Origin of the sequence: Petrotoga sp. HWHPT.55.6.3, assembly GCF_002895495.1 — a bacterium.
GTDB lineage: Bacteria > Thermotogota > Thermotogae > Petrotogales > Petrotogaceae > Petrotoga > Petrotoga mobilis.
In genome coordinates, this window is the sequence record NZ_AZRJ01000013.1 from 28,269 (window position 1) to 50,125 (window position 21,857).

At 30.7% G+C, this 21,857-nt stretch carries 23 protein-coding genes and 1 pseudogene; 5 read left to right on the forward strand and 19 right to left on the reverse strand.

The window, feature by feature from the left end; translation table 11 throughout:
* Positions 1 to 264: 264 nt before the first annotated feature.
* The 13 genes from X926_RS04800 to X926_RS10135 form a co-directional block, all read right to left on the reverse strand.
* A complete protein-coding gene (locus X926_RS04800; RefSeq protein ID WP_103065236.1) occupies positions 265 to 498 on the reverse strand; it encodes a 2-oxoisovalerate dehydrogenase in 234 nt (77 codons plus the stop codon).
* 118 nt (positions 499 to 616) lie between these two features.
* Positions 617 to 1,441, reverse strand: a complete 825-nt coding sequence (locus X926_RS04805; RefSeq protein WP_012208496.1) for an ABC transporter ATP-binding protein — start codon at positions 1,439 to 1,441, stop codon at positions 617 to 619.
* Complete coding sequence (locus X926_RS04810) at positions 1,438 to 2,037, reverse strand: ABC-2 transporter permease (protein WP_103065237.1); 600 nt, start codon at positions 2,035 to 2,037, stop codon at positions 1,438 to 1,440. Before X926_RS04810 ends, X926_RS04805 begins: the two co-directional genes overlap by 4 nt.
* Complete coding sequence (locus tag X926_RS04815) at positions 2,018 to 2,386, reverse strand: GntR family transcriptional regulator (protein WP_012208498.1); 369 nt, start codon at positions 2,384 to 2,386, stop codon at positions 2,018 to 2,020. Before X926_RS04815 ends, X926_RS04810 begins: the two co-directional genes overlap by 20 nt.
* Before the next feature lie 13 nt (positions 2,387 to 2,399).
* Positions 2,400 to 3,371 (reverse strand): hypothetical protein, encoded by a 972-nt coding sequence (locus tag X926_RS04820; RefSeq protein WP_103065238.1) that lies wholly within the window; start codon positions 3,369 to 3,371, stop codon positions 2,400 to 2,402.
* 84 nt (positions 3,372 to 3,455) lie between these two features.
* Positions 3,456 to 4,268: an ABC transporter permease gene (locus tag X926_RS04825; RefSeq protein ID WP_103065239.1), complete on the reverse strand. Its 813-nt coding sequence runs from the start codon at positions 4,266 to 4,268 to the stop codon at positions 3,456 to 3,458.
* Entirely contained in the window at positions 4,265 to 5,218 is a 954-nt protein-coding gene (locus X926_RS04830; protein ID WP_369973677.1) for an ATP-binding cassette domain-containing protein, read from the reverse strand. The genes X926_RS04825 and X926_RS04830 overlap by 4 nt, the downstream gene beginning before the upstream one ends.
* Before the next feature lie 9 nt (positions 5,219 to 5,227).
* Positions 5,228 to 6,445 (reverse strand): ABC transporter permease, encoded by a 1,218-nt coding sequence (locus X926_RS04835; protein ID WP_103065241.1) that lies wholly within the window; start codon positions 6,443 to 6,445, stop codon positions 5,228 to 5,230.
* A 12-nt stretch (positions 6,446 to 6,457) separates the two neighbouring features.
* The gene (locus tag X926_RS04840) at positions 6,458 to 6,655 is read right to left on the reverse strand and encodes a hypothetical protein (protein ID WP_103065242.1); all 198 of its coding nucleotides are present in this window, start codon (positions 6,653 to 6,655) and stop codon (positions 6,458 to 6,460) included.
* Between the two features lie 130 nt (positions 6,656 to 6,785).
* On the reverse strand, positions 6,786 to 8,147 hold the full coding sequence (locus tag X926_RS04845) for a radical SAM protein (protein WP_103065243.1): 1,362 nt from the start codon (positions 8,145 to 8,147) through the stop codon (positions 6,786 to 6,788).
* Complete coding sequence (locus X926_RS04850; protein ID WP_103065244.1) at positions 8,128 to 9,480, reverse strand: radical SAM protein; 1,353 nt, start codon at positions 9,478 to 9,480, stop codon at positions 8,128 to 8,130. Before X926_RS04850 ends, X926_RS04845 begins: the two co-directional genes overlap by 20 nt.
* Before the next feature lie 466 nt (positions 9,481 to 9,946).
* Positions 9,947 to 10,093, reverse strand: coding sequence for a hypothetical protein (locus X926_RS10130; protein ID WP_158245196.1), 147 nt, complete (start codon positions 10,091 to 10,093; stop codon positions 9,947 to 9,949).
* A gap of 503 nt (positions 10,094 to 10,596) precedes the next feature.
* Positions 10,597 to 10,740, reverse strand: a complete 144-nt coding sequence (locus tag X926_RS10135) for a hypothetical protein (protein ID WP_158245197.1) — start codon at positions 10,738 to 10,740, stop codon at positions 10,597 to 10,599.
* A gap of 358 nt (positions 10,741 to 11,098) precedes the next feature.
* Between X926_RS10135 and X926_RS04855 the strand changes: the two genes are divergently transcribed.
* Positions 11,099 to 12,433, forward strand: coding sequence for a hypothetical protein (locus tag X926_RS04855; protein WP_233186683.1), 1,335 nt, complete (start codon positions 11,099 to 11,101; stop codon positions 12,431 to 12,433).
* Between the two features lie 2 nt (positions 12,434 to 12,435).
* Here X926_RS04855 and X926_RS04860 read toward each other — a convergent pair.
* The 5 genes and pseudogenes from X926_RS04860 to X926_RS04880 form a co-directional block, all read right to left on the reverse strand.
* Positions 12,436 to 12,861, reverse strand: a pseudogene (locus X926_RS04860) (MFS transporter); the annotation flags it as partial.
* Between the two features lie 67 nt (positions 12,862 to 12,928).
* A complete protein-coding gene (locus tag X926_RS04865; RefSeq protein ID WP_103065246.1) occupies positions 12,929 to 13,723 on the reverse strand; it encodes a hypothetical protein in 795 nt (264 codons plus the stop codon).
* Positions 13,724 to 13,725: 2 nt separating this feature from the next.
* Positions 13,726 to 14,670: an ABC transporter ATP-binding protein gene (locus tag X926_RS04870; RefSeq protein WP_103065247.1), complete on the reverse strand. Its 945-nt coding sequence runs from the start codon at positions 14,668 to 14,670 to the stop codon at positions 13,726 to 13,728.
* Positions 14,671 to 14,875: 205 nt separating this feature from the next.
* Positions 14,876 to 16,123 carry a beta-ketoacyl synthase gene (locus X926_RS04875; RefSeq protein WP_103065248.1) on the reverse strand — a complete coding sequence of 416 codons (1,248 nt, stop codon included), beginning with the start codon at positions 16,121 to 16,123 and terminating at the stop codon, positions 14,876 to 14,878.
* Positions 16,116 to 17,495: a radical SAM protein gene (locus X926_RS04880; RefSeq protein ID WP_103065249.1), complete on the reverse strand. Its 1,380-nt coding sequence runs from the start codon at positions 17,493 to 17,495 to the stop codon at positions 16,116 to 16,118. Before X926_RS04880 ends, X926_RS04875 begins: the two co-directional genes overlap by 8 nt.
* Positions 17,496 to 18,010: 515 nt before the next feature.
* Here X926_RS04880 and X926_RS04885 point away from each other — a divergent pair.
* Positions 18,011 to 18,214, forward strand: a complete 204-nt coding sequence (locus X926_RS04885) for a transposase (protein WP_103065250.1) — start codon at positions 18,011 to 18,013, stop codon at positions 18,212 to 18,214.
* A gap of 378 nt (positions 18,215 to 18,592) precedes the next feature.
* On the opposite strand, the gene X926_RS10140 is transcribed toward X926_RS04885, so the two are convergent.
* Positions 18,593 to 18,736 (reverse strand): hypothetical protein, encoded by a 144-nt coding sequence (locus X926_RS10140; protein WP_158245198.1) that lies wholly within the window; start codon positions 18,734 to 18,736, stop codon positions 18,593 to 18,595.
* 345 nt (positions 18,737 to 19,081) lie between these two features.
* Between X926_RS10140 and X926_RS04890 the strand changes: the two genes are divergently transcribed.
* From X926_RS04890 to X926_RS04900, 3 genes are all read left to right on the forward strand, one after another.
* Positions 19,082 to 20,809 (forward strand): hypothetical protein, encoded by a 1,728-nt coding sequence (locus X926_RS04890; protein WP_103065251.1) that lies wholly within the window; start codon positions 19,082 to 19,084, stop codon positions 20,807 to 20,809.
* Between the two features lie 105 nt (positions 20,810 to 20,914).
* On the forward strand, positions 20,915 to 21,352 hold the full coding sequence (locus tag X926_RS04895; protein WP_103065252.1) for a nucleotidyltransferase domain-containing protein: 438 nt from the start codon (positions 20,915 to 20,917) through the stop codon (positions 21,350 to 21,352).
* Positions 21,353 to 21,386: 34 nt separating this feature from the next.
* Positions 21,387 to 21,812 (forward strand): DUF86 domain-containing protein, encoded by a 426-nt coding sequence (locus tag X926_RS04900; RefSeq protein ID WP_103065253.1) that lies wholly within the window; start codon positions 21,387 to 21,389, stop codon positions 21,810 to 21,812.
* Positions 21,813 to 21,857 lie beyond the last annotated feature (45 nt).

Below are 21,857 nucleotides of genomic sequence, written 5' to 3' on the forward strand. Positions count from 1 at the left end.
ATAATGGACCCTCACTTTTTCTAAGAATAACTTTTCTATGTTTTTGTAATTGCTTAATATATCGCTTATGTATTTTATTTTCTCCTACATGATATCAGATTATTTAATCATTTGCTCATATTTAATTTTTCTCTATCCACACTTTGTGGGAGAGAACCAATTTTTTATTTTTTGAAAATTTCTTCTACCAGCTGGTCTTCCGTGATTTTTAAGTATTCTGAGACATCTCTTAATATGTTATTTAACGTACCTATTTTTAGAAATTTATGATTTGGAACTTTCGGCATATTTGATTGTCTCTTCTTTCAAAATATGCAATCTTATAATATCAGGAATATCTTCTTCTTTATCAAAGTGACATTTTATAGCATCTTTAATATTTTCTTTAAGCTCATCCAAGGAAGATCCTTCTGTAAAGATTGATTCTCCCAAAGCCCTTGCGTTATATCCGCTTTCTGGATCTTCTTCTACTATAAATATTATTTCTTTGACTTTCATCAGATTCATCCCCTTTTATTTTACTAGTATCTAAAATATTATATTATATGGGGGATACCTTGTCAGAAAAGCATCCATCCTTTCTTTTTATCTTTTTGAAAAGGAAGAAAAAGAACCGTTATTTTTTAATTTCAAAAGGGGTAAAAGTCTGGATACTCCTTAAATATCCCAGAACAATTTCGTTAAATGTCGCAAATCTTCCGATCTCTTCTTCAGTTTTTACCAATACCTCTTCTTCAAAGTTAGCAACAACTTCACCACTTGGAATGGGTTCACCTTTTCTTATCATCCTGTGCTTTTCTTTAGCAGAATCCATATCGTCTGTATATAATATTTTACCTTCTTTTATAATTGCAAAAGATGAGGATATTTCCTCGAGCTCATATATTTCGTGAGAAGATATGATTATCGTCTTGTTCGTTTCATTTGCATAATTTCTTAAAATTTTTAAAGCCTCCGACCTTATAACGGGATCAAGGTTCTGAGTCGGTTCGTCTAAGAGCAAAAGATCGGCATTACTGGATATGGTCAATGCCAAATAAAACAATGTTTTCATACCCATGGAATATCTTTCCACTTTTTGGTTTATGTCGAGGTTGTAATGTAAAACAAAATTAGAAAATGTTTCCTCGTTGAAGTTAGGATACAACATACTCCAAATTTTTAGGTAATCACTTCCTTTAAAATTAGAAAATGTCAATCTATCTTCTGTCATCACCGAAACTTTTGCTTTTATCTTAGGAGTTATTTTTTCAGAAAAAAGCTTTATCTCACCATTGTTTGGTTTCAACTCCCCGTATAGACATCTCAAAGTTGTTGTTTTACCTGCACCATTGGGACCTATTAGAGAAAAGATTTCACCCTCATTTACGTTAAAATTGATCTTGTTCAATATCGGTTTTGAATTGAAACTTTTAACTAAGTCTTTCACTTCTACTATCATTTTTGTACACCTCTTTTTTCAAACAGATATAAAGATAAGAGTAAAAGAAACACAGAAAATATCAAACTTGCCCAAACATTCCCTTGATGTGATGGACTAATATATTTATAGGGATTTACAGCATAACTGGAACCAATTGCCCCAAGGATTCCATCAACAATCAATATCAAAAATGGTATCCCAAATGTATCTCCACCTAATGTAACAGAGATTATAATAATAGCAAAATAAGCGGTTGCAAATATTATGACACTCAAAATCTTTAACAGTGCCATTGACAAGTACAAACTTCCAAAGTTAAAAAAGGCTAGCCCAATAGAACTCGGTATAACTATCAAGAGCAGGGAAAGTACATAAGATGAGAAAAATACCTCTCTGTATGAATAAGGAAGGGATATTATAAGGGAGAACTTTCCGTTTCTTAAATCATGTCCGATCATGTTAGTAAGGAAAAGGAATATAAAAAATAACGTTAAAAACGGTATATCAAAGGTTATGAAAAATAAAAAGATCAAAGAGAATATAAATATTCTTCCACTCTTTTCAGTAAACTCCTTTTGAAAGTAAACTTCCAACTTATTCAGAAAATTGACCATCCTTCCAAACCTCCTCCAAAATTAATTTTATAGTTTCTAAGTCTATGTCTTCCTTTTTTAATTTTTCTACACAATTTCTAATCTCATCAACAATGCCTTTTTTCAAGTCTATATTCGTTGAAACAAAAAAACCTATTCCATGTTGGGCTTCTATGTATCCTGATGTTTCTAACTTATCTAAAGCTTTTAAAATCGTGTTGATGTTGACTTTGAAAATTGTACTCAATTCCCTAACAGGTGGTAATTGATCACCTTCTTTTAGATTTCCCATAATTATTTCCTTTTTTATCTGATTCATTATTTGTAAATAAGATGGTATCCCACTGTGTTTATCTACTTCATACAGCATATTTACAACCCTTTCAAAATTTTTTTCTTCTGATCTTAATTCTGCCTTGGGTATCAAGGTCCAACCTTCCTTCATTATCCGAAGGTTCCAGAATGTCTACTTCACCATAAGCCCCTTCAATTGATAAATACCTCGTACCTACCCATTTATCCATGTATTGTATGGTACCTGTCAATGCTGCGCCGTTAATATAGATATGTTCTGCGTTAGTTACTGAGAGGTCAATTTCTACACCAGCACCGTTTAGCGTTAACTCTTCGGCATCTACCAAGCCATGCCAACTAATCCCTGATGCATTGATTTCAGCGTTGCCCACGTGTATATTACCACCAAGACTTAAACCTGTTGAATTTATCGAAAGATTACTCGCTTCAAGCGTCGTATTGAAATTAAGTCCAGTGGTATTTAAATCAAAATTTTCTACCTCTAAATTCCCCTCTACATTCAAACCTGTTGAGTTTATTCTTATGTTCTTGTAGGGTACTTTTGAGCCAATTACTATGACATATTTTTGATCTTGAATGTTCGATATTAATGTTAGTGTATCTTCATTTCTCCTATGATCAATTTGACTAGGAATGTAAATCTGCTCAGACGTTTCATCAAAAATTATTTCTAAATTTATCCCTTCAATTTGTAAATTTTCAGCCCTTTCTATGTAGGTATCTGGTCGGATTTCTTCAGTATCAGAATTGTAGCTATAACCGTTTTGGTTATATAATTCTTCCCAGTTGAAAATATTATTCCATAAATTATCCCAATCTATATGCGCGTCTATAAAATAAGAAAATATACTTGCTGGAATCACAAATAAAACTACCGCTAAAATAACAAACAAGATTTTAAAACTTTTCAGGTTAAGAGCCAGAAGAACAATCGCAACTGTCGAAAAAATGATTTTCAAAAAGAGAGAAGGTATAAAAAGAGCCGAAATACCGAAAACAGCGGCAAAGACAAGCTTTAACAAATAATTGTAACTGGACATTTACAATCACCTCCAATGTTTTGTTGTTATATTTAACTATAACACATATTGTAAAAAATGTCAACTTTTTGAGTTTAATAATATCTAATACTCTATCAAACTACCTGTTTCTCTTGCTTTGTTGAAACCAAATCTGAATAACAACAATCCCAATGGAATTGTCAATAAACTCATGATGATCAAAACTATTATCTCGTTCTTCACATCAACAAAGGTGGCCCCTGTCAGTAAGGACTTTCTCAATGCACTTAAAGCATATGTGGGCGGCAAAAAATATGAAAAACTCCTCAACCATGCTGGTAATATGGATATTGGGTATAGTACCCCACTAACAAGGCCAGACAGTGTACTAAAAATCCAACTTATTGGATCTCCCATCTTTGTTACCATTATTACTCCTGCACTCATAAGACCTATCCCACTTATACATATTATTGAAAGTATTAAAATGAATAACGATAAAATTATATTTATTGTCATTTGAATATCGAATATCAAAACCAGAAACAAAAAAATAACTCCTACATTTATTGTAGTCCATATGAAACTATTTATTCCATTGAATATTAACAGTTGCCACAATGGTGTGTTACTCATCAATAAATATTCAAGTGTTCCCATTGTTTGTTCTGACCTTATAGAATTTCTAAAAGAATCTAATGCAACTGAGACATAACTCATATACATCGTTCCTGTTATTAGAAATGCCATTAAGTCTCCACCGTAAGGTTCAAGCAGGGGGAAGGTGTTCCCTTCTTGCAAAAAATTAGCCATGAATCCAAACCTTAAAACACCTATCAGCATACTTGCTATTCCAAGTATTGCGTACGTTCTATAACTGAAATTTGTTATGAACCCTCTTTTAATGAATATCCATAATTTTTTTAAAAAACTCATTTTTTATCATTCCTCACAAAGTTTATGAATACTTCTTCTATTGAAGGGATTTCAACATTTATTGTAAGTATCTTTCTGTCTTGGCTTTTCAGTTTTTCTATCAGTTGATCAAGTACTTCTGCAGAGTTCTCAACTTCTATTTCAAATTCGTTATCTTTTATCCTTCTAAATAGGTTTATCTTTTCTTTGATGCCATCTTGTGAAATTAAATCTTCACTGATAGCTTTATCTACTTTCACTTTTATTATTTCTTTTTTTAATACTCTTTTTAAGTTTTCTTTTTTATCAACAGCGAGCATATTCCCTTTGTTCAATATACCTATTCTATCGGCAAGAAGTTCTGCTTCATGCATATCGTGTGTGGAAAGTATAATAGTTTTATTTTTATCCTTGAGAGATAGAATTATGTCTCTTATCTCATTTGCACTTATTGGGTCGATAGAAGATGTTGGCTCATCGAATATGTATACATCAGGATCATGTAATAATGCTCTTGCTAAAGAAAGTTTTTTCTTCATACCAGTTGAGTATTTCATATACTTTAAATCTTTGGCGTCTTCTAAATTGAACAGATTGAGTAAAAAGTTTATCCTTTCTTTTAAGTCCTTACTTTTTATACCGTACAAAGTACCAAAGAACTCGAGGTTTTGATAACCATTCAATCTGTAATAAAACGATCTTTCAAATCCTGTTGATAACCCTATCGATTTTCTTACCTTGTACTCATCTTTTTTGATGTTGTATCCGTTAACCCAAGCATCTCCATATGTTGGTAGTATGAGAGTGGAGATGGTTTTTAGGAAAGTAGTTTTCCCTGCACCGTTTGGTCCAAGCAAAACAAATATATCTCCATTTTGAATGGATAGGTTTATATCTTGTATGGCTCTTATTTCTTTCTTTTTTACTTTGAATACCTTCGTTAGGTTTTGTGTTTTTATCGTTTCTATAATATCATCCCTTCATTCATACTTTAAAGCCTCTACGGGGCTTAATTTGGAAGCCTGATTGGCTGGATATATTCCAAAGAATAATCCAACTCCTGCAGATACTCCAAATGAGAAAAGTATCGATCTCCATGTTACCAATGCTGTTAGTCCAAAAGACCTTCCAAAGAACGCTATTATACTTGATAGAAGCCCTCCCAACATTATTCCTATTAAACCTGCTACTACCGTTAAGATTATACTTTCAACTAAGAATTCAAGCAGTATTCTTTGTCTTGTTGCTCCTATCGCCATTTTTATACCTATCTCTCTTGTTCTTTCTTTGACTGTAACAAGCATTATATTCATTATCCCTATTCCACCAACAACTAACGATATTGCTGCTATCCCTACTAATATGACATTAATAATTCCTACAATTTGATTTGCTGATTCCAACATCGCACTTTGACTTGTTATACTGTAATATTTTGTATCTTTAAATTTATTAAAAAGATAAAGATCGACTCCCGCAATTGCTAAGTCGGAAGTGTTTTCATCGATAAAAGAAGCTATTATTTGAGGAGCTTTTCTACTATAATCAGAGTTCATTATTCTATATTCTCCAACAGTATATGGTATTATCATTAAATCATCCACATTGAAAAAAACTATGCTCCCTGTTTTCTCGATAACTCCTATTATTTCAAATGGAACTTCCACAATTCCACCAGCGCTTGAATTTATAACTAACCTTATTTTTTCTCCAATAACATTTTGTCTCCCAAATAACTCGTTTGCTATATTAAATCCAATAACAGCACAAGGTCTTAATTTGTCAATATCGTCTTCCTCCAAATCTCTACCATAGGAGATTTTTAGATTCATCATATTAAAAAATTCTGGGAATGTACCAAGTAAATGAATTTTAGTAGTTTTTTTACCGTTGTTGACTATAAAATTTGCTCCACCCATAACACTTATTGCATATTCAATATATGCCACTGAATTTTTAATATTTTCTGCATCTTGAACAGTCATTGGATTGGAAGAGTAAAGAGAAGTTTGACCATTAATAATTATAATCTTTGTTCCTAAACCGGCTAGGGTATCCTTTATTTGTTTGCGAGCTCCATCCCCTATGGCTATTATGGTCATCACAGCTCCTATGGCTATTATTATTCCAAGCATTGAAAGAAATGTCCTTAATTTGTTAGAAAAAAGTGTTCTCAGTGATTCTTTAAATATTTCCAAGTTACTCCCCCTCTATAAATCATTTTTTCCTCTAAATTTAAAGAAAGTACTTTTCATCCTAAGGGAGGTTGGTTTGTATTTTCTAACGTCTTTCTTATCTTGAATATCGTGGTAAGATTCTCTGTTCAGGATATTTCTAAATCTCTCAACTTTAATTATCCGCACAACTCCATGGGAATCTTTGCTTACCCCTTGGATTTTGGCATTCATAGCAAACCCCGTCGGGATAACATGGACTACAATTCCCCACTTGAGCGCAACAATCTTTACCCTCTTCACCATCGCAAGGTGAGAAATAAATCTTATTATTTACCTGCGGCTCATTTAAAAAGTCCATAAGCTACTCCTCCTTTCTTGCTTTCTTTCTAAGTTTCTGCTCAGCAACTAAACTTACCATTTCTTTTAGATTATATTTCCAAGGTATGCAAGCGTAAGGTTTTTTCCAAGGCGAGGCGCTCAATCTTTCAACAGTTACTGCATTAAAAACACATCCTCCCATACACATTGGAAGTACAGGACATTCCATACATTTTTGATCTTCGAACGGTTCGTAAGTTATCCATTTTTCAAATTTATGGTTTAATTCTATATCTTCTTTTGTTATTTTACCTACAGAAGAAAATTTATTTCCTATCTCTCCCCAACACTTGTAAATACTCCCATCGACATCTATTACACAACTATTTTTACATAAGGCATCACATCTGGCCATTCTTAATCTTCTAAATGGATTGAATGGATAATCGGGTATGAGTGTGATGACTTCTTTGTATAGTTCTACTTCCACATTAGCAAATTCTCTCAATGTAAGCATCTCATCATTAAATCCCGTAGATAGTTCTTCCACTACCTCAACTGGTTGAAAATCAAAATCAACTCTCCATCCCTTTTCTGCAAGTATCTTTATCATTTTTTTCACATTTTCTATACTATTTTTAGAGATATTTGTTCTAATGGTTACATACATCTTATCTTGTGCATAGTTTATATTTTCCATAATTTTATCAAAAGTAGGCTTGTCACTTTTAGTCTTTCTATATTTGTCATGAAGAGTCTTATCTCCATCAATTGTTATTATTACGGAGTTTACTCCACAGTTCAGTAGTCTATTGACAATGTCATGAGTTAACAAATAACCGTTCGTTACGACATTCGCTTCATACTTTACTTCGAACTTCTTACACATTTCTTCAAAACCTTTACTTAACGTTTCTAATTCATCGAGTGCAAGAAGCGGCTCTCCTCCATAAAAAGTTATGCTCAATACTTTAGGATGTTCTTCTTCAAATCTTTTTTCCGTCATATTTAGAATTGTGTTTACAATATTTTTTGCTATTTTTGCGGGTTTCTTATCCATTAAAGTTATCAACATTTGTTGATAGCAATAAACACAAGAAAAATTACATTCTTCAGTTAAACTTATAGTATATCTTAAAAATCTATCACTGTATTTGTAATTGTTTAACCTCATCTTCAAATATGTTATTTCGTCAAATTCATCAGGGATAATGTATAATCCTTTTTTCAACTTTTCTATATCTTCATCAGATAGCTTTATTTCTTCTATATTTCCACTTTCAAGAACTTCTTTAACTTCTTTTACTTTGTTTGGTTCAACATATAGAATGGCATTTGAAATGCTATTAAATAAAATGAGATAGTTATCTTTTTCTATAAGTTGATTATACCTTGATATTTTCATCTTTTTTCACCGCTTTCAGCTTTCTTTCCATGTCTTTTGTGAAATACCACAATCTTGCGAAAGATTCTAAAGCAGTTTTTTCTTCTGGGCATCCTCTAACTCCTGAATTCACTATAGCATTTCTACATCCTCCAAAACATTGAGGGAGTAACTCACACTTTTTACATTCTTCATCTTGAAAAGCATCGTGTTTATACCATAAAAGGTACTTTGTTTTATCATATTCGATGCCATTGTTTGTTACTTTTCCAAACTCGTTCCCCTCATTTACTGCAACTGTACAAGGGAAAACTTCGCCTTTAGGCCCTATTAAAATAGAAGATTCACAGTCATATTCACAATAAATCGGATTAGAAAGAATAGGAAGAAAAGTTTCAAATCCTTTTTGAGATGCATAGTAATAGAACTTAGCCAATTTTTCGTAAGAATTTTCCCCTCTAAAGTTCATAACTTCACGATGTATTTCCTTCTGTACTTCTGAGCCTTGAAATATCCATCTAAAGTACACCTTTATTCTATCCTTTGGAAGAGTCTCAAACATATCGAGTAGCTTAGGTATCTTGTTGTAATTATCTGGCCCCACATTTACCCTTAAGTTGACACTCGCCTCTTTCGTAAATTTAAGAAATCCCTCAATGTTATTGAATATCGTCTGGAATGTAGGTTTTCCGCCTCTTAATGGTCTATATTTATTGTGGTATTCAGCAGGTCCATCAAGTGTTATCTGAACATTTCTTATCTTCAGCTGATCAAATAATACAGCTTTGTCCAGCGTTAGAAGATAGCCATTCGTAGATATTGAGGAAGAAAAATTATTTTTGTACTCTTCACACATTTTTATGGCTTTTTCGTTTATATATTTCATGATATCAAATTTTAAAAGAGGCTCTCCACCAAACCACGCTATAGAAATTCCTTGCTTATTCTTAGCAATTTTTGATATGTAATTTGCAATATTAGAGGCAGTCTCCTTATCCATACTTGCACCTTCATGGGATTCGTAGCAATAGATACAATCGAAATTACATTTCATAGTTGGCATTATTGTAAGAGAAACCACAGAAGAATCAAACCGCGTTTTATAATTCGTCATCTTTAAATGTTGTATTTCGTCAAAATTCTCTTCTATTAAATAACCACCATACACTAGATCATTCCTTAGCTTCGCATATTCTCCTTCCCAATTCTCATTTGGTGAGTTCAATATCTTTTCTATGATATTGTACTTCTCTTTATCAACTCTTGCAATAGCTTTTGTCAGAAAATTTACAAAAATAACTTTCTCCCCATCTTTGAAGATAACATTGTAATTGGAAACTTTGTATTTAGGCACTCTTTCTCTACCTCCTCAAACTTTATAAAATCGATTCTACGCGTTAACAAACTATCTCAATCAATTTTTTGAAAACTTTTAGAGTCAACATTCTACTATATATAGTAGAGTTAAACTATACACAAGAGTAGCACAAGTTGTTGTCGCATCCTGCGAAGCTGGGATTGCACGCGCAATCAAAACATCCTAGGTCATAACAACCTTGACAGTCTGGATTGTCTCCACAACATAGCGGGGTAATACTTCCTTTATTTGGTAAACTCAAAAATTCCATTTTTGTTTTCCTCCTTTAGAGTTTTCTTCATATGATTTCTTGACTTCAAAAGGAACATACCATAATAAGCTACTCCTGAATCAACTTGCAAAATACCTGGTTATGTATGTTCAATCAGGAGAGGGGACAAAGTGAAAAACTCAGGTTCCACATCAACAGTCAATTGAGTTGTCCCCTCTTTAAAATTAGCTCTTATACACAAACCCCTTGACAACCTGCCTGGCATCCACACACAGGGTTATGGCAACTCCCGTCAGGGTAGCAAGGCTCACAATTTCCATCGTCTCCACAACATAGTGGGGTAACACTTCCTTTATTTGGCAATTCTAAAAACTCCATCTTTTTCACCTCCTCGTACTAATATTGAAAGATTCCCTCACACTCTATACTCACATACAACCAGCGTTTGGGTGGCAATCACCGTTTGGGTAGCAATCCGTACATCCTCCATTCACACACGTTTTGCAGTTGCCGTTATCACCGCAGCAAAGGGGAGAAACATCACAACCCTTGGGCAATGATATGAAATCCAAGGTATCCACCTTCCTTCCAAAGATCTTTGATATTCCGCCAAGTACCCAAACTTTTTTATCAAGATGCTCTCGAGATTAGTTAAATAGGATACTTCTTAAGAATGCCTGTCCCACCCTTACTATGCCACTTTCTTAAGTACCCTCAAAACACTTCGACTTCTACCTGAAGCTACATTATTGCTTTGTGTTGTGTTTTCTGCGAGTTTCTTATTTGCTGGCTAATAATCCTAATTATTGCTCTTCCTTTAATAATTCACACATTAGTTTCTAAACATTTCTCAATACTTTTCAAAAGTTTAAAATACATACTTACCAACTTTCATCAATATAACTTACAACTTCCCCTGGGTTAAATCCAGATGTTCCATCCACTCCTGTATTATCACCTCCAAAAACAAATATTCCCCCCAACACTAAAATAGTGATTAAGAATATTACAATAAGTCTCTTCACTTTTTTCTTCACCCCCTATAACTTATTTTGATAAATAAAATTCCTCTATTCTAATTTTTATCATACACTTTTCCATATGGTTTTCAAGTGTTTTGTCAACTTCTAGAATATGCATAAACAAAGGATTGTTATTTTTGAATTTCTAAAAATAAATGTTACAACTTCTCGTTTTTTACATTTTATCTTCTCCTACTTTTGCTTTATGGTAGGAAAGATAAAGGTTATGATATAATAATTTTTGTAATAAAAAATATGTTGTTTCTACAAGACGTTAACATTATAGGAAAAACAATCCTAAGTAAATTTTAGGTACCGATTCAGTAACTAAAAGATTATATATCGGTTGGGGGAATTGGAGATGAATCTAAAAGATATTATAGAAATACTCAACTTTGGTCAGTTTTCAAAACCGTTTTTAAATTATATTAGTAAGTATTTAAAAAATGAATCAATAAAACAACATGAAGAAGTTATTAATTACATTGATGTATTGAAATTAAAATGGGCTGCAAAATATGAAGAAGCACTTGAAAAGATAGAAGAAGGAATAAAAGGATTATCAAAAGGTGGCTTGTATTATCTTTTTTTAGAACAAAAAATGATTATTTTAAAAAGGTTAAAAGATGTCAAAGAAGTTGAAGTAATATACAAAGAATTAAGAGATAACTTTTGTGATATTCCTCAATATGTTAGAGGACTCGTTGTAGAATCTTTAAGAAACATACGAGAATTGTATTATGATTCCAATAAAAGTATGGAAAAGATTAGACATTGGAGTGAAGCATACGAAAACAATCCTGTTGATAAGGGATTTATCCTCATGGCTGATGCAAGAGAGAAAAAGAATGAAGAAAAATATGAAGAAGCGACTTGTTTAAATATTGAGGCATTTAAGATATTGAAGGATGTTCCACATCCGTCTGGAATAGTACAAGCTTTAAACAATATAAGTTGGTGGTTAAAAGATGTAGATAAAAGTATCGCTTTAAACTTTAGCTTAGGATTGGGATTTTATCTTGGTTATTATTTTGATGATGATAACTTTAATGTTTTCAATTCATTTGATACTATCTTTCAAGTGCAAAAAGAAAGTAACGATCTAATGATGTATGAAACAGCTTTTATATTCTCAAAGTGTTTATCAAAGGTTGATAAAGAAAGATACAATACTTTAAAAAGACAATGCAAAGAAACGATCGATCAACTAAAACACTGTGTTTGTAACTTAGAAAACAATTATTATTTAAACACAAAGACTTTAAGAGATTTCATAAAACAAGAAGTAGAAAAAGAGCAAATTCCTATTAAAGAACTAAATATCTCAAAAAGAACGTTGAATGATTTCTTATCTGGAAAAACAAAGCAAATAAAGTCAAATACATTGAGAAAGATAATAGATAACCTTGAGTTTGAAATAAATAGTTCTCTTGCTATTCCAATAATAAAAGAACTAAAAAGGAAAGATATAGACAAAAAGTTTGAAGAAAACTTTTACAAATTTATAAGCTTAAGGGTAGAAAAGCAACTTTCTGAATTTTTTACTTCTTATCTTGTTCATTATTACAGGCAAGAGGTTAAATTAGAAAAGGTGATTAAAGATATAAAAAGTGGAAGTTTAATCAAAGAAAGATGCCTAATCATCCCTATAATTTGGGAAAGCCTATCAGTCATTGAGATTAAAGCGTTTGCTTGAGAAAGATCTCTGTCATCAGCAATAACGGGTATCAAAGAGAGTAAAGCAGGACCAAACAAGCTACCGCAGATCTGTAATCCAAAAATTGCCAAAATTAACACCCATATTTGGAATAAATAAGTGCCAAAAAAGGAACCTAACAACAAGAGGATCACGCCACATGTTATATATGTTATGACAAGAATGTTCCTCTTCTTCCACCTATCGGCCCAGACTCCTGCAAATGGAGAAAAAATTATATTGACAACTGCTACCGTAGATAAAATAGCGCTAACTGCTGCAACTCCGCCTATCTCAGTTGCAGCAGACCAAAGAATAGAGATAGTAAAAATTGCTGTTCCTGCACTTGAAACAAGTCTTCCAACGAATAAAAGTAAAAAATTTCTATTCTTAGTTAAAAGATTTAAACTCCCCTTAGAACCTGACATTTTATTCCTCTTTTCTTTTTTTAATCTTTGAATTCACTGTCGCTGCATTTAAAGTGAAAATACAATTTCAATATGCTCCTAAAAGACCTCTGTTTTTCGCTATCTTTTCACAGAGCCATAAGGTAAAAATGCCAATCACAAGATATAACAACGTGTTAAGTATTAAAAAATAAAAATCCATGCTTAAAAAAGAAAACGAAATTGTAGTGGAAGCTATTCCTTTAATCATTGAAACTCCTTTTGTAAAAGGAAGACTTAAAAATATGTTTGATAATACTTCAGGCAGGTTTTCTATAGTACTGAACCCAATTCCCAAAAATAATATTTGAAATATAAATGGTAAAGAACCTAACCTTTTAAAAACCAACATTAATCCACCAAGTATCAGTGAGAGTCCAAATACCCCTGCTAAAACGAGAAAAAATATTAATATCATAGATAAGTTCATTGTAATTTTAACCCTTGTTGTTAATAACAAAAGAAGAAAGAGCGGTATTGCTGCCAAAACATCTCTAACAAAAAGCGAAAAAGTTTTTGAAAATATTATAGTTATCAAATTATGTGGTGTTAGAATTATTTGTTCCATTGTGCCTTGAAGTATTTCATTGTAAAGTTGATGATCTGGCACGGTTAAAAACATGGATGAAAAATAAAATACTATAAAACCTACAACTTGGCCTGAAATCATATTGTTGAATTCTTCAGTAGTAAAACCTGAAGCAGTTGAGCTAATTCCTAAATACATAACAAGAAATATTGCATAAAAAGACAGTACATCTGAAGAAGTTGATATAATGTATCTTTTAGTATAAGAAAAGGTCTTAAAAAGGTCTGCATACAAAAGATTCAAAAATCCTTTCATAATCACATTCCTCCAGTCAATTTTAAGAAGATATCCTCAAGGTCAGGTTGCTCTTTTTCTATAGAAGAAAATACAATGTGGTTATTCTTCAAAAAATTGAGAATTTCATACAAATTTGAAAATTCCGACATATGCACTTGAATTAAGAATGTATCTTGGTTTTCCGTTTTTATATTTATATTCGGGAATTTTTTTTGAAGCGATAATATGAAATCTGTTTCGTAGCTACCTTCACAATGAATTTTGTACACAGATCTTTGAAAATCTTTTTTGAATTCTTCAAGTTTACCGATTCTTATCAGTCTACCTTTGTTAATAATTCCAATCCTATCTGAGACTTCTGAGGATAGTTTCATGTCATGAGTCGTCAGCAAGATTGTTTTACCTTCTTTTTTGCTGAAATTTATTATCATTTCTTTTATCTTTTTACTTGATGCAACGTCAAGCCCAAGAGTAGGTTCATCTATTAGAAGAATTGAAGGATTTTTTATTAATGCACAACATAATGCTACTTTTTGTTGCATACCTCTTGATAACTTTCCAACTGGAGTACTCTTTTTTTCGTATAGATCAAATTGTTTAAGTAAATTTTGAGCATATTTAGGTGTTGATTCATCATAACAATTATGTATTCTCGCAAAATAAAATAAGTTTTCTAAAACTGATAAATTCCAGTAAACGTTTCTGCTTCCTTCTAATACGGCTCCAATTAATTTTTTGCTATTTTTATTAAATTTGTTTCCATTAATGTAGATTTTCCCAGAAGTTGGTTTGATAAGTCCACAAATCATTTTTATGGTAGTTGTTTTCCCTGCACCATTTGGTCCGAGCAATGTAAATATTTCTTCTTCTTCTATTTCTAAATTAAGATTGTCAACCGCTGTTAAATTTTTTTTATTTAAAAAGCCTGTTGAATATATTTTTGTTATGTTAGATAATCTAATCATTCAATTCTCCTTTTTATATATGATTAAAGAAGATTTCAATGAATACGTGGCAGTTATAGTTAAACAACTAACAAAACGCATGAATTATTCTCAATATTTACTCTAAAATCGCTTGTTACTTTATAATTGGGTTGAGAATCGCTATTCTGTTTGTCGAAAGATCTAAACCTTTATAGGAAATACCTATTGGAATACTACATTGATATTAATTAAATTTCTTAAAAACAAGTGAATAGTTCCTGTTACCAAATGAAAAGGAATTTTTAAGAGCTATATTTATATTTTTTTGAATTGTATTCTTCGCAATAAATTTGTTTATATTTCCATTTGGATCAGGATTATTATAATTTAGATTAGGATGAATAAAATCATGTTTAAGTTCTAATAAGGTGGCTATTGTTTCAATAATAGAAGACGCTCCCAAAGAATGACCAATCAATGATTTTGTAGAATTGACTAATAAATGACAATTTTTGTTATCAAAGATAGAACTTATTGCATTTGCCTCTAAATTATCCGAATGACTGCAGCTATTAGCATAGGCGTTAATATAATCAACTTCATGAGGTTTTACCTTTGAATTCTTTAGTGCCATATTCATACTATTTATCATTTCTTGAGGTGTTTTAGAAGAATAATTAACACTAAATGTATCGGTAGAGCATCCATACCCTAATAAATAAGCATAGGGATTACAACTATGCGTGAGAAAACTTCTCTTTGATTCTAATATTATGGTTCCTGCTCCTTCCGAAATAACGAATCCATTGTGTTTTATATCAAATGGTCTGCTTATTAATTGTGGTTCCTCAAAATCCGTTGATAAAACTTTAGACATATATAAAGGAGCAATCACAGCCTTATTTATGGGGGTTTCTGTTCCACAAACTATGACTGCATCAATACTTTCAGAATTTATTAAATCAAAAGCAATTGATAAAGCAGCAGCTCCCGAAGAGCATCCACATGATACACTAAATGCAGGTCCCTTTATTTCAAAGTTAACTGCAATATGAGACGCTGCTATATCAGTAGTAAAAATTGTAAAATATGGATTAGCACGTTTAATACCATAAGTTTTAAATCTGTCATAATAATGTAATGCTTCTGGAATCCCACCAAGAACGGTTGAAACAATAATAGCAATTCTTCTTTCGTTGTTAGAATTTATATTTAAATTTGCTTCATTCAGTGCTTCGAAAACTGAACATATAGCAAATTTAGTGGATCTGTCCATGTTTCTCCTTTGCTTTAAAGGTATCATTTCATTGTATGATTCGTTCTTTATCTCACCAGAAACTTTAATAGGAAAATCAGTGATATCGAATAAGCTTACTTCACTAATTCCACTTTCCCCGCTTTTTAAGCTTTTTAAAAACGACTTTATTCCAATTCCAACAGGACTTACCACCCCGGCACCAGTTATTATAACTTCATTTTTATTTTTATACATTATATTTTCTCATATAATTTCTGTATTTTTGCATTATAAAAAATTCTAGCTCTTTTAATACATTTCCCTTGCAATTTACATTAACTGCTGGCCTCATATATTTGTCTTCTCGTCTTAATTCTTTTAAAATGCTGTTATATGGGCATCCTCCATAACAAAATGGAAGTAAATAACAATTTGAGCATTTTTCATCTTTAAAAGGAGACCAAGAAGTCCACGCTATAGTATTATAATTTAACTTTATTTCTGCGTTATTAGTATCTAAATAACCATCTCTAAAAGCAGTGTCCCCAGCAAATGTAACACATTTATAGATATTTCCTTCTGGGGAAATAACAAAATTATTATTTTTAGTAGCGGAACACCCAAATGTTTGTGATTTATCCCCTACAAAAATATTTATATGTGTTTTTAAAATATGATCAATCTCTTCAATTAATAAATTATAGAAGATTGAATAATCTAATTGTGAGCCTTCCATATTGCATGCAGAAGTAATTTGTGTAGGAGCAAAAATTAAATAAACTTTGTTACTATCCAATCCTTTTGATATTAATAGATTTATGAAATCCCCAAGAAAGTTAATATTTTCAGTGTCCAAGTTAATCCTAATAAAAATTTTATCAAATATGTTCAAAGAATCTTTGATATTTTGAAAAATAGTATCAAAAGTAGGAGAGCCATCTTTTGTTACTCTACGTTTATCATGAATTTCTGGAGGCCCCTCAAAAGTTACAATAAAATATTTAATTCCTGAATTTTTAAGTCTTTTACTTGTTTCCATGTTTAATAAATAGCCGTTTGTTATAATAAAAGAAAAATATTTACAGTCATTTTTTTCACATATTTTTTTAATATCCAGGCTCATATTGACTATATCTGATATGGATAAAAGTGGCTCTCCTCCATACCATGTTACTGATAGTTCTTCCTTTTTAATTGTTGCCTTATCTATATAATCTACTATTGCATCTTTTTCTCTTTGATTCATTTTAGCATTTTCCAAATCATAATAAGATGAAGCTTTTAATTGATTTTGGTAACAATAAGGACAATCAAAATTACATGCAAAATTAGGAATAATAGTTAAAGATAATTTCCTTGAATTGAATTTTTCGTTTAAATATAATGTCTCTAGAATTTTTGTTTCACTCAATCTTTCTTTTATTAAAAACTTGCCTTTTAATAGATCATCTTTTAGTTTTTCATATGAAGATGCATATTTTATATTTGGTTTTTCTAATATTTGATTTATTTTTTCAAAATCTTCTGAACAAAATTCTGCTAGTGCTTTGGACATAAGATTGTATGCTAAAAATTTTTCTTCATTTATTTTAAAAAAAACATTATAATTTGATTTCTTTAATTCCATTATGATAACCTCTCTTTCTCGCTTTTTATTTTCTGTGATATATTTCAAAACTTATTATTTCTTGATAAAACATCTTTATTATTTAAAATTTTATATATTTTTTTCTTCAAACTGTCCTCTTTAAGTTTTTAATTTTTTTATATGCCCCTAAGTAATTTACTTGCTTATCAGGTTCTTTTTTTAATTATTTGCTTAGATGATGCCAGATTTATGATTTTTGTTCTTATTTAAATTGTTCTAACCCACTACTTAACTAAGGACCTACTATAATAAATCAATTATTTACATTTAAAAAAGAAAGGTTCTCTTCCAAAAACAGTGGGTAGAAAAAATAAAGCATGACTAAAATGTAAAAAATCTGGTATCATCTTCTAAAGAACAAAATCAAAAACAATGAGGTGATAGTGGATGAGAAATGAACTACCAAAATTCTTTGAACAGATACTCAATGTAAATGACCCATGGGAAATAGTAAAGATAACTCAACAGTTAAATGAGATACACATATACCAGAAATGATTAAAGCAGCTAATACTATTCTCAATCATATAGACGGTATCTTATTACACATAAAAACAAATATAACTAACGGCAAAATAGAAGGCATGAACTCTAAACTAAGAGGTTTTACTAAAAGAGCTTTTGGATTTAAAACATCAAAGAATTTAAAAATAACTATCTTTATCGCTTTGGGTAAACTTAATTTAACTCCAGCTTAATTACCCACTCTATTCGTGAGAGAACCAAAAGAATTAAACTATATTATGTATAAAATTTTGACTTCGAATCATCCTCTGCAGGCAAGCATTCACCTGCAGAGGAATACATCAATATAATTTTTAGCAGCAATGATCTTTCACAGTTTGAGGATTTGGATCAGTTATTGATGCTAATTTACTTAGGTCTTCAGGATCAAAAATCTTATCACTTATGTATTTCACTTTTCTTCACCTCCTCTTTTTTTAGATTTTACTTTCCTGCAGGATTTTTATTTGCCGGCTAATAACCTTAATTCTTATTCTCCATTCAATAATTTTCTCCTGCGTTCCAAACATTCCACATCTTTTTAATCCTCTTTAAAAGTTTAAAATACACATTTACCAGCTTTCTTCAATAATATTCATCGTAGCTCCAGTTTCTAACATATTTGTTTTAACCGTATCCTTATCATCTCCTCCAAAAGTAATTGTTCCGAATGAAAACAGCATCATCATAATTACTATAACAAGCACCTTTTTCATTTTTGACCCCCCCACATAATTTAAGATAAACACCCTTTCACTATTTATCATACTCTTTTCTATATGGTTTTCAAGTGTTCTGTCAACTTCTAGAATATGCATAAACAAAGGATTGTTATTTTTGAATTTTTAAAAATAAATGTTACAACTTCTCGTTTTTTACATTTCATCTTCTCCTATTTTTGCTTTATGTCAAGAATAATAAAGGTTATGATATAATAATCTTTGTAATAAAAAATACGTTGTTTCTATAAGACGTTAACATTATAGGAAAAGCAATCCTAAGTAACTTTTAGGTACTGATTCAGTAACTAAAAGATTATATATCGGTTGGGGGAATTAGGGATGAATCTAAAAAATATTGTAGAAATACTCAACTTTGGTCAGTTTTCAAAACCGTTTTTAAATTATATGGGTGAGTATTTGAAAAATGAATCAACAAAACAACATGAAGAAGTTATTAATTACATTGATGTATTAAAATTAAAATGGGCTGCAAAATATGAAGAGGCACTTGAAAAGATAGAAAAGGCAATAACGTTATCTAAAAAAAGAAGCATTGATTATTTGCTTTTAGTGGAAAAGATGGATGTATTGGTTAAACTTTCAAAGGAGAAAGAAATTAAAGAAACTTTCTATGAGTTAAGAAACGGGTTCTCTAAACTTCCAAGGTATCTTAGAGGAGTTGTTGTAGAATCTTTAAGAAACATACGAGAATTGTATTATGAATCCAATGAAAGTATAGAAAAGGTTAGACATTGGAGCGAAGAATACGAAAACAATCCTGTTGATAAAGGGTTTATCCTCATGGCTGATGCAAGAGAGAAAAAGAATGAAGGAAGATATGAAGAAGCGACTCAGTTAAATATTGAAGCATTTAAGATATTGAAAGATGTTCCTCATCCATCTGGAATAGTACAAGCTTTAAACAATATAAGTTGGTGGTTAAAAGATGTAGATAAAAGTATAGCTTTAAACCTTAGCTTAGGATTAGGATTTTACCTTGGTTATTACTTTGACAATGATAACTTCAATGTTTTCAATTCACTTGATACTATCTTTCAAGTGCAAAAAGAAAGCAACGATCCAATGATGTATGAAACAGCTTATATTTTCTCAAAGTATTTATCAAAGGTCGATAAAGAAAGATACAACATTTTAAAAAAGCAATGTGGAAAAAGTATCAATCAGCTAAAATACTGTGTTTTTAACTTAGATAACCGTTATTACTTAAACACAAAGACTTTAAGAGACTTTCTAAAGCAAGAAATAGAAAATGGGCAAGTTCCCATTAAAGAACTAAATATCTCAAAAAGAACGTTGAATGATTTCTTATCTGGAAAAACAAAGCAAATAAAGCCGAATACATTGAGAAACATAATAAACAACCTCGAGTTTGAAATAAACACCTCTCTTGCTATTCCAATAGTAAAAGAACTAAAAAAGAAAGATATAGACAAAAAGTTTGAAGAAAACTTTTACAAATTTATGCAGTTAAGGGTAGAAAACCAACTTTCTGAATTTTTTACTTCGTATCTTGTTCATTATCACAGGCAAGAGGTTAAATTAGAAAAGGTGATTAAAGAGATAGAAAGTGAAAGTTTAATAAAAGAAAGATGTGGTTATTACACAAGAGAGTTAATAAACTCAATATTTGAAAAAACTCTAAAGATAGGTGTTGATTCATTACTAATAAATAACCAAAGACTAAAATCAAAAACATTCACAAACAAAGATATAACCTTCAAAGAACATCCTTACTATTCAGCAAGGAAAATCCTTGTAAAAAGATTCATGAAAGATTTAAATAAAACATACTTACAAGAGTTCATTGAAAAATATATAAAACTTGATTCAAATCAAAAAGAGATAATAGAAAAGTTCATAATGAACTATGGAAGGTATTATGAAATAAGAAATATACCAAAAGAATTAAGACCAAAAGTACCAAAAGAAATTAATGTATTTGTGAAGAAATACACTTTAAAAAGAAGATTATCTGCAACTTCTTTCTATATTTTTGAAGGTGAAGAAAGAGAGAAGATTGTTGAAACTTTGAAAGCGTTTGCTTGAGCGCAAAAGAAAAATTAATTTCGAGATGATTTGAAAAATAGGTCTTAATTTTTGCTGACTAATTTATGTTAAAATATATATGGAAAAAATACGGCAGGTGAAAATATGAATATTAATAAATATGAATTGTTAGAATCTCTTTGTAAAAAATATAAAATTGGCTTGGTTTATCTTTTTGGCTCACAAAAAGATAAAGCCTTTAAATTATTAAGTAGCGATTCAGATGATGTCAAAATAGATGATCCTCTTACTGATATAGATGTAGGAGTAGTTTTTCTATTTGAATTGGAAAAAGTTAAACATGTGTACAAATTATATTCTGCTGTATATAATGATTTTGAAGAGATTTTTAAGCCATACAAGTTAGACCTTGTTTTTTTGCAAGAAACTCATGCTGTATTTCAAGTTGAAGCTTTAAAAGGAATATGCGCATATTATGTATCAGAAAATTTTAAAGATGAATATGAAATGGTAATATTAAGACGAGCTGCAGATTTTAAATACGTTTTGGATCTATACAGAAAAGAAGCATTAGAAAAATAATAATAAATAATTCTTGAAAGGAATGAAATTTAGAATGATAAATAAAGGCCTTGTTAGAGATCGCCTATTGCTCATTAATAAATATCTATCTCAGTTAGAAATGCTATCTCAGTTTTCAAAAGAAGAATTTCTCAGTGATAGTAGGAACCCGGCAGCAGTAGAAAGTTTTTTGAGAAGGTCTTTAGAATGTATCTTCGATATTGGTAGACATATATTGGCTAAAACTGGTAACATCGATATGGCTGGCGAATATAAAGCAATTGCTAAAGGTCTTGGAGAAAAAGGCATAGTAAGCGAACATTTAAGTCAGAAATTAATTCAAATGGCAGGGTACAGAAATAGACTGGTTCATTTGTATCATAATATTTCTGAAAAAGAACTGTATGATATAGTAAAAGAAGACTTGAAAGACTTAGAACAATTTGTTATTTGTATAGAAAAATATCTTGAAAATAATTGAATTAATTTCAAGATATGTTTAAGCACTAATTTTTTATAATCTTCT

What these genes read in the sequence shown, in the direction of transcription:
- X926_RS04800 (WP_103065236.1), bottom strand. Translation starts at nt 498, where the DNA reads ATGAAAGTCAAAGAAATAATATTTATAGTAGAAGAAGATCCAGAAAGC.
- X926_RS04805 (WP_012208496.1), bottom strand. Translation starts at nt 1,441, where the DNA reads ATGATAGTAGAAGTGAAAGACTTAGTTAAAAGTTTCAATTCAAAACCG.
- X926_RS04810 (WP_103065237.1), bottom strand. Translation starts at nt 2,037, where the DNA reads ATGGTCAATTTTCTGAATAAGTTGGAAGTTTACTTTCAAAAGGAGTTT.
- X926_RS04815 (WP_012208498.1), bottom strand. Translation starts at nt 2,386, where the DNA reads ATGCTGTATGAAGTAGATAAACACAGTGGGATACCATCTTATTTACAA.
- X926_RS04820 (WP_103065238.1), bottom strand. Translation starts at nt 3,371, where the DNA reads ATGTCCAGTTACAATTATTTGTTAAAGCTTGTCTTTGCCGCTGTTTTC.
- X926_RS04825 (WP_103065239.1), bottom strand. Translation starts at nt 4,268, where the DNA reads ATGAGTTTTTTAAAAAAATTATGGATATTCATTAAAAGAGGGTTCATA.
- X926_RS04840 (WP_103065242.1), bottom strand. Translation starts at nt 6,655, where the DNA reads ATGAATGCCAAAATCCAAGGGGTAAGCAAAGATTCCCATGGAGTTGTG.
- X926_RS04845 (WP_103065243.1), bottom strand. Translation starts at nt 8,147, where the DNA reads ATGAAAATATCAAGGTATAATCAACTTATAGAAAAAGATAACTATCTC.
- X926_RS10130 (WP_158245196.1), bottom strand. Translation starts at nt 10,093, where the DNA reads ATGGAGTTTTTAGAATTGCCAAATAAAGGAAGTGTTACCCCACTATGT.
- X926_RS04855 (WP_233186683.1), top strand. Translation starts at nt 11,099, where the DNA reads ATGAATCTAAAAGATATTATAGAAATACTCAACTTTGGTCAGTTTTCA.
- X926_RS04865 (WP_103065246.1), bottom strand. Translation starts at nt 13,723, where the DNA reads ATGAAAGGATTTTTGAATCTTTTGTATGCAGACCTTTTTAAGACCTTT.
- X926_RS04870 (WP_103065247.1), bottom strand. Translation starts at nt 14,670, where the DNA reads ATGATTAGATTATCTAACATAACAAAAATATATTCAACAGGCTTTTTA.
- X926_RS04875 (WP_103065248.1), bottom strand. Translation starts at nt 16,123, where the DNA reads ATGTATAAAAATAAAAATGAAGTTATAATAACTGGTGCCGGGGTGGTA.
- X926_RS04880 (WP_103065249.1), bottom strand. Translation starts at nt 17,495, where the DNA reads ATGGAATTAAAGAAATCAAATTATAATGTTTTTTTTAAAATAAATGAA.
- X926_RS04885 (WP_103065250.1), top strand. Translation starts at nt 18,011, where the DNA reads ATGATTAAAGCAGCTAATACTATTCTCAATCATATAGACGGTATCTTA.
- X926_RS10140 (WP_158245198.1), bottom strand. Translation starts at nt 18,736, where the DNA reads ATGAAAAAGGTGCTTGTTATAGTAATTATGATGATGCTGTTTTCATTC.
- X926_RS04890 (WP_103065251.1), top strand. Translation starts at nt 19,082, where the DNA reads ATGAATCTAAAAAATATTGTAGAAATACTCAACTTTGGTCAGTTTTCA.
- X926_RS04895 (WP_103065252.1), top strand. Translation starts at nt 20,915, where the DNA reads ATGAATATTAATAAATATGAATTGTTAGAATCTCTTTGTAAAAAATAT.
- X926_RS04900 (WP_103065253.1), top strand. Translation starts at nt 21,387, where the DNA reads ATGATAAATAAAGGCCTTGTTAGAGATCGCCTATTGCTCATTAATAAA.